Here is a 15,061-nt window from a genome sequence, read left to right on the forward strand (position 1 = left end):
TGAATATTAAACCGCTATTGCCGACGGGCCAGCGCCCACAGTGGTCGAGTATTACTTAGTAGTAGCGGTCGATTACTTTAACGTTCGAGCTGTCTTTGAAAGATGCCCAGGCATTGTTAAGTGTGTCGAATACCTGTTCGATAAAGTTTTGATCCGCAGCCGCCTTCTTGCCGACATAACCCTGGCCGCGGCGGTACATTTTCAGGCGCGCCGCCAGGTTACGGTTATTTTTATCGAACTCTTCCTCAAGGGTGTGGGGCGCCACGCAGTCGATATGGACTTGACCCGATTTTTCGACCCACAGGATATGGTCGTCGAGTGTGTCTTTCTGCGCTGCGAACATCTCAGCCAATTCATCGATAGTTGGTTGGTTGTTCAGATTCATAATGTAAGCCCCTTGACCAGTTGGCGATCTATCAGTTGATTCCGTTAAAACTGCTTAGTTGTCTCCGGCTCAGAAAGCCGGGCGTCAGTGACTGTCTGCCGAATACGGGCAGGGTCTTGAACCTGATGCATGTAGTTTTGCTGATGAGCGGCTACGCAATGGTTTCATAGCGAAGACAAGCAGCGTTTTAGCTTCTTGTACCGATCCTTGCGGGCCGGTCAGCTTCATCAATCTGCCTTGTGGGCAGTGCACATCCGGAAAAAACAGCTCGGCGGTCAGACGAGCTTGTTCAAAACACGTGTTACCAACGCTCCCGATCCGGGAGACGTCTCGATAATGCAAGGGTAAAAAGGTTACGTCAACGGTTATGTAGTGATTTTTTTTTAGCACTACATAAATCGTTGTAGGGACGGGGGAATGCGGAAAAACGTGACTTGGGCGTCATTTTTTGTGCGGTTGGTCGAAGGGGCGAGGTCATCAATTCAGTATGGAAACCTGTGGGAGCGGGCTTGCTCGCGAAGGCGGTGGGGCAGCCGGAACGCTTTTGACTGACGCACCGTCTTCGCGAGCAAGCCCGCTCCCACACGCAGCCCTGTTCACATTGTTGGTGCTACTGGCTCAATCGCTCGACCAGCAACGGCAGCAAACGCTCGCAGGGCGCCTCGATCTTCACCTGCAACAGCTCATCCCCGCGTGTCTTGCCCAGGTTGATGGCAATCACCGGCTTGCCTTGCTCCACCGTCGCCTTGCACAGGCGAAACGCCGAATAGGCCATCAGCGAAGAACCCACCACCAGTAACCCCTCAGCCTGCTGTACCGCGGCCATTGCTTTGGCCGCCGTGGCCTGGGCGACGTTCTCACCAAAAAACACCACATCGGGCTTCAGCCGTTGGCCGTTGCAGTACGGGCAGTGGGGGACTTGGAAGCGTTCTTCAAATGCAGGATCGAGCAGCGTATCGCCGTCGGGCGCTTGCACGGCATCGACGCCGGCCAGGTAGGGGTTCTGATCTTCCATCACCCGCTGGATCACATCGCGCTCGCTGCGCTGCTGGCAATCCAGGCACAGCACTCGATGCAGACTTCCATGCAGCTCGATCACATCATGGCTACCGGCCTGGTCATGCAAGGTATCGACGTTCTGCGTGATCAGCCCGCTGATGCGCTCGCGTTGTTGCAGCGTGGCCAGCGCCAGGTGAGCCTTGTTCGGCTGCGCGACCCGCACCCGTGGCCAACCCAGCATCGCCCGCGCCCAGTAGCGGCGCCGCGCTTGCGGCGTGGCCAGGAATTCCTGGTACATCATCGGTGCCTTGCCCCGGCGTACGCCTTCGCTGTCGCGATAATCAGGAATGCCCGACGACGTGCTGATGCCCGCACCGGTCAGCACCACAAAGCGCCGTTCGGCCATCGCCCGGTGCAGGGTATCGAGGTGGTCTTCTTGATGTTCCAGCGTGTCGAGCATGGGGTCCCCTATTCGCCGCGGATGTACTGCTCCAGTTGTTTGATCAGATCAGCCTGCTCGGCAATGGCTTCCTTGACCAGGTCACCGATGGACAACAGGCCGATCAGCTTGCCATCTTCGACCACGGGCAGGTGGCGCAGGTGACCGTCCGTCATGATGTTCATGCACTTGTCGACGCTCTGGTGAGTATCGACGGTAATCACTGGCGAGCTCATGATTTCACTCACGGCAGTGGTCGCGGAGGAGCGGCCCTTGAGGATCAGCTTACGCGCGTAATCCCGTTCACTGATCACCCCCACGACTTTGCCTTCGTCCACAACCGGCAAGGCGCCGACGTTTTTGGCAGCCATCTGGATCAATGCCTCCATCACCGTCTGGTGCGACTTGATGGTGTGGACCTCCTGGTTCTTCTGGTCCTTGGCTTTGAGCACTTGTGCGACGGTTTTCATGGCGGCCACTCCGGTGTTGTTGTTAGGAAGTCAGCAGGTCCCTTACAGAATCCTAGACGGGCTACGGGGCTGCAAGGTCCAAAGCGGCGTTAAACCCGTCGAAAAACGTCATTCGCTGGATTTTTTCGTCTTTCACCCGGCATTTGTCGGCTTTTTCCCCCGCTTGGTACCGGCCGTTGTCTTGCGTGGCGCCGTCTTGCGCTTCTTTTTCCATGGCGTGGCGCCTCGGCCTGCCGGGCTGGCTGGGCCGGTGATGGTCATGCGCATACCATTGCAGCGCGCCACTTGCTTGCTCATCCACGCCGCCTGCTTGGCGACGAATTCTTCCAGGCTCATTTCACCGCTTTGCACCATGTCCAGCGCCTGTTCCCAGATCGCAGTGGTGCCTGGGTCGGCAATGGCTCGAGGTACGGCGTCGATCAGGCTGAATGCGGCCGGAGTGGCCGAGAGTGCCTTACCGTTTTTGACCAGGTAACCACGGTCCAGCAGCCCCTGGATAATTCCGGCGCGGGTGGCCTCGGTGCCGATGCCGGTGGTGTCCTTGAGTTTTTGCTTGAGCAGCGGGTCTTCCACCAGCTTGGCGACGTTTTTCATGGCCTTGATCAGGTCGCCTTCGGTGAAGGGTTTGGGCGGCTGAGTCCACAGGTCTTTGAGATTGACCTTGGCCACCGCGTGGTCCTGGCCCTGCACCAGCGTCGGCAAGGCTTGCGGCGCGGGTGCCTCGCGCCCCTTTGCCGGGACCAGTGCTTCGGGCAACGCGCGTTTCCAGCCTGGCTCGATGACAACCTTGCCGACTGCGCGCAACGCTTGGCCTGCGCAGTCGAAATCCGCCTGGGTGCGATCGTATTCATGGTTAGGCAGGAACTGCGCCAGGTAACGTGCGCGAATCAGGGTGTAGACCGCACGGTATTTACCAGTGAGCTGCACCACATCCTTACCGGCCCCGGTGGGAATGATGCCGTGGTGCGCGCTGACCTTGGCGTCGTTCCAGGCCCGCGAACGGCGCTGGGGATCGATGTGCGGCATCAGCTCGTTCACTGCCGGGTCCGCACGCCCCAGCGCAGCTAAAATCTTCGGCGCGTCACCGTGCTGGCTCAACGGCAGGTAGCCGCAATCACTGCGTGGGTAGGTGATGACCTTGTGGGTTTCGTAGAGTGACTGGGCGATATCCAGGGTTTCCTGGGCACCGAGCCCCAGTTTTTTGGAACAGATTTCCTGCAGGGTACCCAGATCGAAGGGCAGGGGCGCCACCTCGCGCATGCGCTCGGTGCGCAACTTCACCAGCCGCGCGGTGGCGGCGTTGCGCATGGCATCGGCAGCGTCGCGGGCCAACTGCGGGTTAAGGCAGCGGCCCTGGTCGTCACACGCATCATCCGTGGCGCGCCATTGGGCGGTGAAGGTCATGCGCTCATGGCGCAGATCGACATCGATGGCCCAATAAGCCACCGGCACAAAGTCGGCGATGCTGCGGTCGCGGTCCACTACCAGGCGCAAGGTTGGCGTCTGCACCCGGCCCACCGGCAACACGCCTTGATAGCCGGATTGGCGCCCGAGCAAGGTAAATAGACGGCTCATGTTCATACCGATCAGCCAGTCGGCGCGCGAGCGACCCAGCGCCGAGTGATACAGGCTGAAGGTTTCGGCGCCCGGCTTGAGCGCGGCCAGGGCTTTGCGAATGGAGGCGTCATCCAGCGCCGACAGCCATAGCCGCTGGATCGGCCCGCGATAACGGCAATGCTCGACCAGCTCCCGGGCGATCATCTCGCCCTCACGGTCGGCGTCGGTGGCGATCACCAGGTCCTGGGCTTCTCCCAGCAAACGCTTGACCGCCTTGTATTGGCTGGCGGTCTTGGGCTTGACCTGCATCTTCCATTTTTCCGGGACGATCGGCAGATCGGCCAGCACCCAGCGCTTGTATTTGGCGTCGTAGGCATCGGGCGGGGCGGTTTCCAGCAGGTGACCGATGCACCAGGTGACTGTGACCCCATTGCCCAGCCAGCAACCGTCGCCGCGCCGGCTGGCGCCGAGCACGGCCGCGATATCTTTGGCCTGGGAGGGTTTTTCACAGAGGTACAGCCGCATGGTCATCACATCAGATCGGGTTGATGCCTTGCAGGATGCTGAGTCAGAGGGATTTGAGCAACCATTATCTGTATGGATGTACAGCAAAGTGTGTGAGTGCCACAACACGAAAGTGGGAGCGGGCTTGCTCGCGAAAGCGGTGGCTCAGTCAACGAATGTGTCGACTGGCACACCGCCTTCGCGGGCAAGCCCGCTCCCACAAGGGGTCTTAGGCGTCTTGAAGATCAGTTGTTATTGATGTCCACATTTCGGGTTTCTTTGAGGCAGAACAACCCCACGATCAGACTCACGCCAGTCACCACCACCGGGTACCACAGGCCGTAGAAAATGTCGCCGGTGTACACCACCAGGGCAAATGACACAGTCGGCAGGAAGCCGCCAAACCAGCCGTTACCGATGTGATAGGGCAGCGACATCGAGGTGTAGCGGATACGCGTCGGGAACAGTTCCACCATCAACGCTGCCAATGGGCCGTAGCACATGGCGGCGATCAGGATCAGCACCACGATCAGCACCACCACCATGACCTTGTTGACCTGAGCCACATCCGCCGAAGACGGGTAGCCGGCGAGTGTCACCGCACCGCGCAGGGCCGCTTCGTCGAAACCGTCGATGCGCACGTCACCCACGCTTACCTGCACCGGGCTGCCGGCCGGGGCCGCAGAACTGCTGTACGGCAGGCCTTGCTTGACCAGGAAGGTCTTGACCTTGTCGCACGGGCTGTCAAAGCGCGCCTTGCCCACCGGGTCGAACTGAAAGGTGCACGTGGCCGGGTCGGCCAGCACGGTAATCGGCGCCTGATGGCTGGCCTGGTCCATCGCCGGGTTGGTGTAATGCGCCAGGCCCTTGAAGATCGGGAAGTACAGGGCGGTAGCCAGCAGCAGACCGAGCATCAGCACCGGTTTGCGCCCGATTTTGTCCGACAGCCAGCCAAACAGAATAAAGAACGGCGCGCCGATCACCACGCTGATAATCAAAAGCATGTTGGCCAGCGCCGGGTCCATTTTCAGGAATTGGGTGAGGAAGAACAGCACATAGAACTGCGCCGCGTAGAACGTCACTGCTTGCCCGCCGTTGATGCTGAACAGCGCGATCAGCACCACCTTGAGGTTTTCCCATTTGCCGAACGACTCGCGGATCGGCGACTTGCTGGCCTTGCCTTCCTCTTTCATTTTCAAAAACGCCGGCGACTCGTGCAGGCTCATGCGGATCCAGGTGGAAATGCCCAGCAGCACGATGGAAAACAGGAACGGAATCCGCCAGCCCCACACTTCAAACTGGTCGCCGGTGAAGTAACGGCAAGCCAGCACCACCAGCAGCGACAGCAGCAGGCCGAGGGTGGCGGTGGATTGAATCCAGCTGGTGTGCAGGCCGCGTTTGCCGGCCGGCGCGTGCTCGGCCACATAGGTGGCTGCGCCGCCGTACTCACCGCCCAACGCCAGGCCTTGCAACATGCGCAGCACGATCAGGATGACCGGCGCGGCAATGCCGATGCTGGCGTAGGTCGGCAGCAGCCCGACACAAAACGTGGCCACGCCCATCAGGATGATGGTGACGAGAAAGGTGTACTTGCGCCCGATCATGTCACCCAAGCGACCAAACACCAGCGCGCCGAACGGCCGCACCACGAAGCCTGCCGCAAAGGCCATCAAGGCAAAGATGAACGCCGTGGTGTCATTGACCCCGGCAAAGAACTGTTTGCTGATCACGGCCGCCAGAGCGCCGTAGAGGAAAAAGTCATACCACTCGAACACCGTCCCCAGAGACGAGGCGAAGATGACTTTTCTTGATTCGCTGCCGGTGCTCGCACGAACGGCCGAGCCCAGGGGTTGAGCATGTTCTGACATCGGGTAACCCTCACAGTGATTATTTATTGTTGTTCCACTGTCGGCGCCAACCTCGGCGCCGGTTGTCTCTGTGCAGGCGCCGGCCAGCCGGACGCCTGCAGGTCACGCGGGTGTGGTCATTTCTCTTTCCGGGGCAAGATTCCTTGTGTTCGGCGAAAGGATCAACTGCGCAGCCTTCTCCGCAATCATCAGTGTAGGTGAGCAGGTGTTACCCGACGTGATGCGTGGCATCACCGAGGCATCGGCGATGCGCAAACCCGGCACGCCATGTACGCGCAGTTGGGCATCGACCACGGCGTCTTTGTCGCTGCCCATGCGGCAGGTGCCCACCGGATGGAAAATCGTCGTGCCGATACGCGCGGCGGCTTCGTGCAGTTCCGCTTCGGTTTGCAATGCATCGCCGGGCAGGTATTCCACCGGCTTGAACTGGCTCAAGGCTGGCGCGGCGACGATGCGGCGGGTCAGGCGAATCGCGTCGGCGGCCACGCGCAAATCCTGCGGATGGCTGAGGTAGTTGGGCCGAATCAACGGCGCATCTGCCGGGTTGGCCGAACGGATGTCGATACGGCCGCGGCTTTGCGGGCGCAGGTCGCAGACCGAAGCGGTAAACGCCGGGAACGCATGCAAGGGTTCGCCAAAACGCTCCAGTGACAGCGGCTGCACATGGTATTCAAGGTTGGCCGAGGTCTGTTCCGGGCCGGAGCGGGCAAACGCGCCGAGCTGGCTGGGCGCCATCGACAGCGGGCCGCTGCGGTCATACAGGTAGCGCAGGCCCATGCCCATTTTGCCCAACAGGGTGCCCGCGATCTGGTTCAGAGTGCGCGCGTTTTCCAGTTTGTAGATCAGGCGCAGTTGCAGGTGATCCTGCAGGTTGCCGCCCACGCCGGGCAGCTCATGCACCACGTCGATGCCCAATGGTTTGAGCACATTGGAAGGGCCGATCCCCGAGCGTTGCAGGATGCCCGGCGAGCCCACGGAGCCTGCGCACAGTACGATTTCCTTGCGCGCTTTCCAGCTCATCTGCTGGCCGTTCTGACGCCCGAGCACCTGGGAGGCTCGGCCGTTTTCCAGCACCACGCGCTCCACTTCGACCTCGGTCAGCACGGTGAGATTGGGCCGCTGGCGGATCGGCTTGAGAAACGCCTTGGCCGCATTCCAGCGCACGCCGGCCTTCTGATTGACCTGGAAGTAGCCGCAGCCCTCGTTATCGCCCCGGTTGAAATCGCTGATCGGCGCGATACCGCTTTGCGCCGCAGCATCGCGAAAGGCATCCAGGATCGGCCAGTGCAGGCGCTGTTGCTCAACGCGCCACTCACCGCCGTCGCTGTGAAATTCCGAACCGCCGGCGAAGTGGTTTTCGCTTTGCTTGAACAGTGGCAGCACATCTTTCCAGGCCCAGCCCGGGTTGCCCTCGGCGGCCCAGCCGTCGTAATCCTGGGCCTGACCGCGCATGTAGATCATGCCGTTGATCGACGAGCAGCCGCCCAGCACCTTGCCGCGCGGGTAACTCAACGCACGGCCTTGCAGGCCTTCCTGGGCTTCGGTCTTGAAGCACCAGTCGGTGCGCGGGTTACCGATGCAGAACAGGTAGCCGACGGGAATATGGATCCAGGGGTAATTGTCGCGGCCGCCAGCTTCGAGCAGCAGCACGCGGTGGGCGGGGTTGGCGGACAGTCGATTGGCCAGCAGGCAGCCTGCGGGGCCGGCGCCTACTACCACGTAATCGTATTCAGCAGCTGCAATGGGCATCTGAGGTCTCGCTTGTTTTTCTTATTGGCTCCATCCTAGTTGTTAGTTTTCGTCTTAAAAATGTTAGTTTTTACCCAGCTGCTGTGCGTTTTTAAACAGTGCCTATAGCCACTGCGATGAGCGCAGCTGCTGACTGTCCACGCAAGGGAGGCGATATGTTCGACTGGAATGACCTGCGGTTTTTTCTCGAATTGCAACGCAGCGGCCGCTTGCTCACCGCGGCCCAGCGCCTGAAAACCACGCACGCCACCGTCGCCCGGCATATCGAGGCCATCGAAAAGAGCCTGGGGACTGCGCTTTTTGTGCAGCACGCGCAGGGCTACGAGCTGACGCCGTCCGGTGAAGCCTTGCTCAAACACGCCGAGGCCATGGAAAACGTCGCGTTGCTGGCCGAAGACGAACTCACCCATTCCGCTGCGCCCCTGGGCAAGATCCGCCTCGGCGTGGCCGAAGGGTTGGGCGTGATGTTTCTTGCCAGCCGCATGGGTGGGCTGTTTGACCGCTACCCAGGTTTGGAAGTCGAACTGGTGGCCGTGCCGCGCTTCGTCAGCATTCTTAACCGGGAGGCGGAAATCAGCATTCACCTCGAACGCCCCAGCGTCGACCAGCTTGTCACGCGCAAACTCACCGACTACCGCCTCGCGCTGTACGCCAGCCGCGCGTATCTGGACCGCAACCCGCCGATTGAAAAGCGCGAAGACCTCGCCGTGCATGCATGGATCGATTACGTCGATGACCTGTTGTTCAGCCAGGAACTCAAATTTCTCAGCAGCTTCTGCCGCAACCCCAAAGTGGTGTTCCACAGCACAAGTGTGATCGCCCAGCACCAGGCGGCGCGCTCGGGGTTGGGCATCGCTGTGTTGCCGTGCTTTATGGCGGCGAGTGACCCGGACCTGGTGGCGCTGCTGCCGGCGGAGGGCATTCAGCGCAGCTACTGGATCAGCTCGCGCCGTGAGCTGCACAAGTCAGTGCGGCTGCGGGTGTTGTGGGATTACGTGGTGGAGTTGTGCGCAAGGGAGCAGGGTTTGCTGCTCGGCGAATCCAGCTGAAGAAACCGGATCAGCCTGCAACACGGCATCCCTCAGATGGCATGAGATCCAAATGTTGGCGCTGGCTTGCCTGCGATGCAGACGCCTCGGTAGATCAGGCATAACCAGTTGCTGCCATCGCAGGCAAGCCAGCTCCCTCATTGAATTTGCGTTTACGCTGCCTTCAGAGCTTTACCACCTGATGCACCTGCTCGGCACACGCCCGCGCCTCGTCAATCATTTTGCCAAACGCTTCGCTGGCGACCTCGGCGTGGGTCAGCCAATGCGTTTTCTGGCTCAGGCGATAGTGATACCGCAGCCCGTCGTCCATGCGCTTGCCGTCCAGGTCCAGGTCGTACCACGGCGAGCGCACCTGGCAGCCGGGGATGGCTTTTTCCATCTTGCCGCCGGTCAGCGTGAAGCTGTAGTCGTAGGTCTGCGGGTTGCCCAGGTACAGGTCGGCCTGTTGATGGTGACGGCGGTAGTTGATGAAGCCATCCCAGCGCCCTTTGAGTGACTCATCGGTATAGACGTAGTCATTCGCGAGTTTTTCCAGGGCACGCTGGTCGTTCAGGGTGGCGCGGACGGTGTAGCCGTCGTGCACCACAAAGGTCGTGGGTTGGCGGGTGATCTGGCAGTCGCTGATCTCGTTGCCAAAATGCGCGCAGAGGTTCTGGTCGGTGGCGGTGGTGCCTTGTTGGCGGTCAGCCACGCTCATTTGCATCAGCGGCAGGCGGCCGAAGGTGATGGTCGCCTGGGTGGCACCATTGCCCTGTTTGTCAAAGTGCACCTGTTTGTCCAGACGCAGAGTGGTTTCGGGGCGCTCCAGCGGGATCTGTTCTTCGCGCACCTGGCCCTGAGCGTTGTTGACCAGCACCCAGCGGTCCTGGATGTCGGGCAAGGTCTGGCCTGGGGCAAACACCGGGTTGGTCGGGTCGAGCCACCACACCTGGCCGTCCACTTCGGCGCGCACGATCGCGTGGTTCGGTGCGTTGGTGCCGGGGATCAACAAGGCGTACGCCACGTCGCCGCGGCTGACCCAGGCGGTTTCAGCCTTGATGCCGCTGGCCTTGAGCATCGCCGTCAGCAGGATCGCGAGGTCTTTGCAATCGCCGTAGCCATGCTGCTCGATCTCCGCGAGGTTGAACGGCACGTAGCCACGCTCTGTCGCGCGCCAGTCGCCCAGGTAGCGGTAGTGATCGTTGATGTGCTGCATCAGCGCGGCGACCTGTTCCGCCGGCGCCAGGCCGCTGGCCGCGGCCACAGCGGCGGCGGCTTGCGCAGGCAGCCTGGCGGCAAGTATCTGGTTGTAGCGCTGGGCGAAATCACCGAAGTACGCCTGGCGATCCAAGGTGCTGCCCACTTCCAGGCGCGGAATGCGCTGTAGCGCAGCGCTGGACGATTCGTTGATGTAGTTGAGGTAGGTCGGGGCTTTTTGCACCACGTCCAACGTCTTGCCATTGGCCGACGGGGTTACGGTGAAACCGTCGAACAGCTCACTGCGCCACTGAATCGGCCGTTCGGCGGTAAAGCGCGCCTTGACGTGGTCGCGACGGAACGCGCTGGGGCCGAAGGTGAGGGCATAGTGAAACTGACTCACCAGCGGTTTGGCGGCGCGATGTTCGCGCACTGTGTAGCGAATCTGTGTGCCCACGCGCAGGTTCGGGAAGGCCAGGGAGGTCTGCTTGTCGCGGCTGAAACCCTGGTCCGGGTTGGGCGCGGTGCGGGTGTCGATTTGTGCGGCGTCCAGTGCGACCGGCTTGGCGCCAGGCTGGGTGGACTGGGCGCTGATGACCTCGAAGGTGTCGCCTTCGGCGTAATCGAAGTCAATGCGCGAGAGCATTTCGCGGCCGTTGGGTGTGAGGATCGTGTAGTGCTGGGTGGTGGTGCAGTCGGTGCTGGCGTCGCGGTTGAAGTGGCAATGCAGCTCGGTGTCACTGGCCAGCGGGGCTTCGGCCATGGGTTGCAGGGTGGCGTTAACAGAATGGGTAACCAGCCCCAGGCTGATGACAATCAAAGAGCGGTGAAACGGAAAACGGTGCATTGGCGCCTCGGGTGACACATTGAAACAACTGCCCAACGGGCAGTGAGAAGGCGCCGGATGATAATCGATCGCAACAACAAAAACCAGGATTGTTCGACAATTTATCTGGCTGAAAGGCCCGTGCTAGAGCCTTTTGTTTGATTTGCGTCAAGGCTTTCGCAGTTCAAACTCCGCGCTGCCGAGCTGCTCGCCGTTGACCAGCACACGCACCCGATGCGTGCCCGGGTAGTGCTTGCGCGTGGTCAGTTCACGAATAGGGTGTTCGCGCCGAATGTTGTGGTGTTCGCCCGCGCCCAAGGCGAATGCCTTGAGCTTGAAGACCTTGGCCGCACTGTGGCCGGCGCTTTTTACATAGTCGATGGCGTAATCCACCACCAGTTTTTGTGGGGCGGCCGCAGTGGATTCGAGGCTGAATGACAGCGTGATCCGTTCCCCCAGGTTGATCACGGCTGGCGTGACGGCCAGGTGATGCATTTTCACCTCGGCCTTGGCCCCGGCGCCGATGATCGTCAGTGCGCGGGTGTTGCCTTGCTTGATCAGGTTGCGTAAGGCGTGGCGAGCGATCCAGGCGGTGTGCGGGTTGTTCAGGTTCCAGCCTTCGATCAGGCCGAGTACCCATTCCGGATGGTCCTTGGTGATGTCGTTGAGGTGGTTGGCCACCGACTTGCGCACGTACAGGCTGCTGTCGGCGTTGAGGTTGTCGAGGATCGGCGCGCACAGTTCGGGGTTGGCCTGCACCTCGGCCAGGCGAAAAGACCACGGCAGGCGAGGGCGCGAGCCTTCGCTGGCCAGGCGGCGCACGTGTTCGTTGGCATCCAGCGACCATTGCTGCATGACCGCCAGGGTGCGCTGGAAGTCGTTCAGCAAGAAAGGGCGGATGGCAAATTCGGCAGAGCCAAAAGTGGTGAAGTATTTCAGCGCGGCCATGGACCGCCTGAAGTCACCCTGGCCGTAAGTTGCCACGTAGTGCGGCAGGCACAGGCAGACAAACGCGCTGTTCAGGCGCGGGGCAAGGGCGTAAAGCAGCGTGAGCGTTTGCGCGTAATCAAGCGCAATCACGGCGTGCAGGCTGTCGCTGACCCGCGCCACGCGCTGCATCACCGACAACTCGGCAAGCCCGGCCTTGGCGTGCTTGAGAAAACCCTTGGCGTCGAACGCCGGGTACACCGCCGACATCTCGCGGGCGATGTGCTGCAGGCGTTCGGCGTTGAAGATTTCCTTGAGCGCTGGCGCGCTTTGCTCGGGCATCGGTGGTTCCTGGGGGTTAGAGAAACCAGCGGTATTCCCGCGCGTTGATCTCGTGTTGAAAAGCCAGATGGTCCTGGCGTTTGTTCTCGCAATACACGTCGACAAATTCTGCGCCGAGCTTATCGCGCACCACCGGCTGATGTTGCATGGCGCGCACGGCGTCGAGCATCTCAAGGGGAAATTCGGTGCCGCTGAGGCGGTCTTCGTTCAAGGGCGCGATGGGTTCTTGCCTGGCTTCAAGGCCATGCTCAAGCCCTGCCAGGATCGCCGCCAGAACCAGATACGGGTTGGCATCCGCACTGGCCAGGCGGTGCTCGATGCGCAGGTTGCGCGGGTCTGACTCGGGAATGCGCACGCACGCATCGCGGTCTTCAAAGCCCCAGCTGGCACGGGTCGCTGCGTTGACCGTGCCACCCAGGCGGCGGAAGGCGTTGTGGTTGGGCGAGAAGATCGGCATGCAGTGCGGCAGCAATTCCAGGCACCCGGCCACGGCATGGCGCAGCGGTTGCTGCTGGTGCGCGGCAAGCAGATTATTGCCCGCCGCGTCGTAGAGGCTGACATGCACATGCATGCCGCTGCCGGGAAATTGCAGGTAAGGCTTGGCCATGAAGCTGGCACGGTAACCGTGCTTGAGCGCCACGCCACGCGTGCTGCGGCAGAACAGGGCGGCCCAGTCGGCGGCACGCAGGCCGTCATCGAGGTGGCCGAAATTGATTTCGAACTGGCCCGGGCCGATTTCGGCGGTGATCACCGTGATGTCGATGCCCTGGTCCTTGGCGGTTTGCGCCATGTCGTCGAGCACCTCGCTGAAGCGCGACAGCCGCTCGATATGCAAGTTGGGCTGGTCATCGGCGTCCTCGCTCAGCGGGTCGCGGGCGAATTGCGGCAGGCCGTTGTCGAGTTTTTTGTCGAACAGGTAGAACTCCAATTCGAAGGCCACCACCGGATGAATGCCCTTGTGCTGCAGGCGTTCGAGCACCTTGGCCAGCACTTCGCGCGGTTCGAACTCGATCGGTGCTTCGGTGCCGTCCGAGGTGATCAGCATCTGCCCCAGCGGCTGCGACTCCCAACTCACCGGCTTGAGCGTGCCTGGCACCAGACGGCGGTTGGCGTCCGGATCGCCGTCGTGGAAGCAATAATCACCAATCTTGAACAGCCCGCCCTGCGCGCCGAGCAGCACGGCGTTTTGCGGCAGCTTCAGCGGGCTGCCGGCGGCGACTTTTTCCAGCATGTCCACCGGGTAGCGCTTGCCGTAGAAATGCCCCGGAATGTCCAGGGCGATCAGGTCGACGTAACGCACCTCGGGGTGGTTCTGGCGAAAGCTCCGTACTTCGGCCAGCAACGTGGAAGACTGGTTTTTCACGGGTGTTGCTCCTAGTTGTAAACCCACAGCACGCGGGCGGGCAGGTCAGTCAGGTTGGCGTAACGGCAATGGGCGAAACTGGCCAGGTGGAAGCTGTCGCCAGCGCCAAGGGTGACCGCGTCCGGCTCGCCTTCCACCCACAGCGTCAACTCGCCCTCCAGCACAAAACCGGCCTGCTCGGCGCGGTCGCTCATGGTGTGTTCACCGCTGTTGGCACCGGGCGCGAGCAGGCTGTCGAGCATCGAAAAGGCGCCGTTCATGCTCGGCGAGACCAGAATGTCGGTGATGCCGTTGGCGTAATACACCGTGCGCCGCTCGTTAGGGCGTGTGACCCAGTCCACCGCCTTGGGTTTGGGCAGGCTGTAGAAGTAAGTGGTGGGCACATCGAGGGCGTGGCTGATGGCGGTCAAGTCCGCCACGGTGGGGCGCGACAGGCCACGTTCGACCTGTGACAGGAAACCCACCGAGCGCTCGATTTTTTGCGCAAGTTGCGCCAGGGTGAGTTTCTTGTGTTTGCGCAGGTCGTGGATCAGCGCGGCCAGGGTGGCGAGTTCTTGTTGTTGGGTCATGAAATTTATGTCGAGAAATTTCATGAAAAATTACAGGATTAATTTCATGGGGGCAAGGCTGATGGATCTTGAAGCGCATCTGTTTTCGTTAGAGCAGGCGCTGCAGCAGAGCACTACACGCAGCGATGCCGCGCAGCTTGAACGTTTGCTGGCGGATGACTTTGTCGAATTTGGCGCCAGTGGCAATGTCTGGGGCAGTAAGGCCGAAGTGATTGCCGGGTTGCAGGATGAGGCTTTCAGTGCGCGCCGCATGACGGAGTTTGCGGTGAAAGCACTCAGTGACGGGGTGGCGCTGGTGACTTATCGCGGTTACCGCGAAGGCGTCGGGAAATCGTTGCGCAGTTCAGTGTGGCGGCAGGAAGAAGGGCAGTGGCGGATGGTGTTCCATCAAGGCACGCCGGTGTAACCCCTCGCCACAAGGATTGAAGGCGGGCTGAATGATTCCGCGCGCCCGCGGTCCGAACCTGGGTACGCACCATTCATTGAAGGAGCACCCATGAAGTCCAAAACCCTAGCTGCTTGCTTGTTGCTGACAGCGGGCCTGTCCACCGCCAGCTTTGTCGTGCAGGCCGGTGATACCCCGCAGGAAACGGTGAAGCCCTCGAGCATCAACGCACGCGATTTGAAAGAAGGCGACCGCGCCCCGGACATGCTGATGCGCAAGGAGTCGGCGGTCAGCGACTGGAAGAAACGCGGCCTCAAGCAACCCGAAGAAGACAGCCAATGGGCCCGCGTGGGTGACAAGTTCGTGCTGCTCAAAACCACCAACGGCACGATTCTCGAGATCACGCCCGTCAAGAAATGACCGGTCTTTTTTGCCTGCTCTTGCGTTAAGGTA

At 61.1% G+C, this 15,061-nt stretch carries 13 protein-coding genes; 3 read left to right on the top strand and 10 right to left on the bottom strand.

The genetic code is table 11. The features are described from left to right. Positions 1-55 precede the first annotated feature (55 nt). The 6 genes from ABWL43_RS10555 to ABWL43_RS10580 form a co-directional block, all read right to left on the bottom strand. On the bottom strand, positions 56-385 hold the full coding sequence (locus tag ABWL43_RS10555; protein ID WP_106579931.1) for a hypothetical protein: 330 nt from the start codon (positions 383-385) through the stop codon (positions 56-58). Between the two features lie 610 nt (positions 386-995). Further along, positions 996-1,844 (bottom strand): NAD-dependent protein deacetylase, encoded by an 849-nt coding sequence (locus ABWL43_RS10560; RefSeq protein WP_404487623.1) that lies wholly within the window; start codon positions 1,842-1,844, stop codon positions 996-998. Positions 1,845-1,852: 8 nt separating this feature from the next. Beyond that, a complete protein-coding gene (locus ABWL43_RS10565; RefSeq protein ID WP_145163407.1) occupies positions 1,853-2,293 on the bottom strand; it encodes a CBS domain-containing protein in 441 nt (146 codons plus the stop codon). Positions 2,294-2,425: 132 nt separating this feature from the next. Next, positions 2,426-4,375, bottom strand: a complete 1,950-nt coding sequence (locus ABWL43_RS10570) for a DNA topoisomerase III (RefSeq protein ID WP_404487624.1) — start codon at positions 4,373-4,375, stop codon at positions 2,426-2,428. A 224-nt stretch (positions 4,376-4,599) separates the two neighbouring features. Further along, positions 4,600-6,222 (bottom strand): MFS transporter, encoded by a 1,623-nt coding sequence (locus tag ABWL43_RS10575; protein ID WP_369302727.1) that lies wholly within the window; start codon positions 6,220-6,222, stop codon positions 4,600-4,602. A gap of 102 nt (positions 6,223-6,324) precedes the next feature. After that, on the bottom strand, positions 6,325-7,971 hold the full coding sequence (locus ABWL43_RS10580; protein ID WP_404487626.1) for a GMC family oxidoreductase: 1,647 nt from the start codon (positions 7,969-7,971) through the stop codon (positions 6,325-6,327). A gap of 155 nt (positions 7,972-8,126) precedes the next feature. Here ABWL43_RS10580 and ABWL43_RS10585 point away from each other — a divergent pair, with 155 nt between their 5' ends. Then, positions 8,127-9,020: a LysR family transcriptional regulator gene (locus ABWL43_RS10585; RefSeq protein ID WP_404487627.1), complete on the top strand. Its 894-nt coding sequence runs from the start codon at positions 8,127-8,129 to the stop codon at positions 9,018-9,020. A gap of 163 nt (positions 9,021-9,183) precedes the next feature. On the opposite strand, the gene ABWL43_RS10590 is transcribed toward ABWL43_RS10585, so the two are convergent. The 4 genes from ABWL43_RS10590 to ABWL43_RS10605 all read right to left on the bottom strand — a co-directional run bounded on the left by ABWL43_RS10590 (position 9,184) and on the right by ABWL43_RS10605 (position 14,223). Then, positions 9,184-11,043 carry a DUF3857 domain-containing transglutaminase family protein gene (locus tag ABWL43_RS10590; protein WP_404487629.1) on the bottom strand — a complete coding sequence of 620 codons (1,860 nt, stop codon included), beginning with the start codon at positions 11,041-11,043 and terminating at the stop codon, positions 9,184-9,186. A 147-nt stretch (positions 11,044-11,190) separates the two neighbouring features. Beyond that, positions 11,191-12,291, bottom strand: coding sequence for a DNA alkylation repair protein (locus tag ABWL43_RS10595; protein WP_404487630.1), 1,101 nt, complete (start codon positions 12,289-12,291; stop codon positions 11,191-11,193). A 16-nt stretch (positions 12,292-12,307) separates the two neighbouring features. Next, positions 12,308-13,654, bottom strand: a complete 1,347-nt coding sequence (locus tag ABWL43_RS10600) for a glutamine synthetase family protein (protein ID WP_262206233.1) — start codon at positions 13,652-13,654, stop codon at positions 12,308-12,310. A gap of 11 nt (positions 13,655-13,665) precedes the next feature. Continuing rightward, entirely contained in the window at positions 13,666-14,223 is a 558-nt protein-coding gene (locus ABWL43_RS10605; RefSeq protein ID WP_369302724.1) for a helix-turn-helix domain-containing protein, read from the bottom strand. On the opposite strand from ABWL43_RS10605, the gene ABWL43_RS10610 reads away from it, so the two are divergent. Beyond that, positions 14,222-14,629 carry a DUF4440 domain-containing protein gene (locus tag ABWL43_RS10610; RefSeq protein WP_404487631.1) on the top strand — a complete coding sequence of 136 codons (408 nt, stop codon included), beginning with the start codon at positions 14,222-14,224 and terminating at the stop codon, positions 14,627-14,629. The two genes, ABWL43_RS10605 and ABWL43_RS10610, sit on opposite strands and share 2 nt — an antisense overlap. 90 nt (positions 14,630-14,719) lie before the next feature. Next, positions 14,720-15,028 (top strand): RcnB family protein, encoded by a 309-nt coding sequence (locus ABWL43_RS10615; RefSeq protein ID WP_106579940.1) that lies wholly within the window; start codon positions 14,720-14,722, stop codon positions 15,026-15,028. The last annotated feature ends 33 nt before the right edge of the window (positions 15,029-15,061 follow it).

The organism is Pseudomonas sp. HT11, assembly GCF_044875395.1.
Lineage (GTDB): Bacteria > Pseudomonadota > Gammaproteobacteria > Pseudomonadales > Pseudomonadaceae > Aquipseudomonas.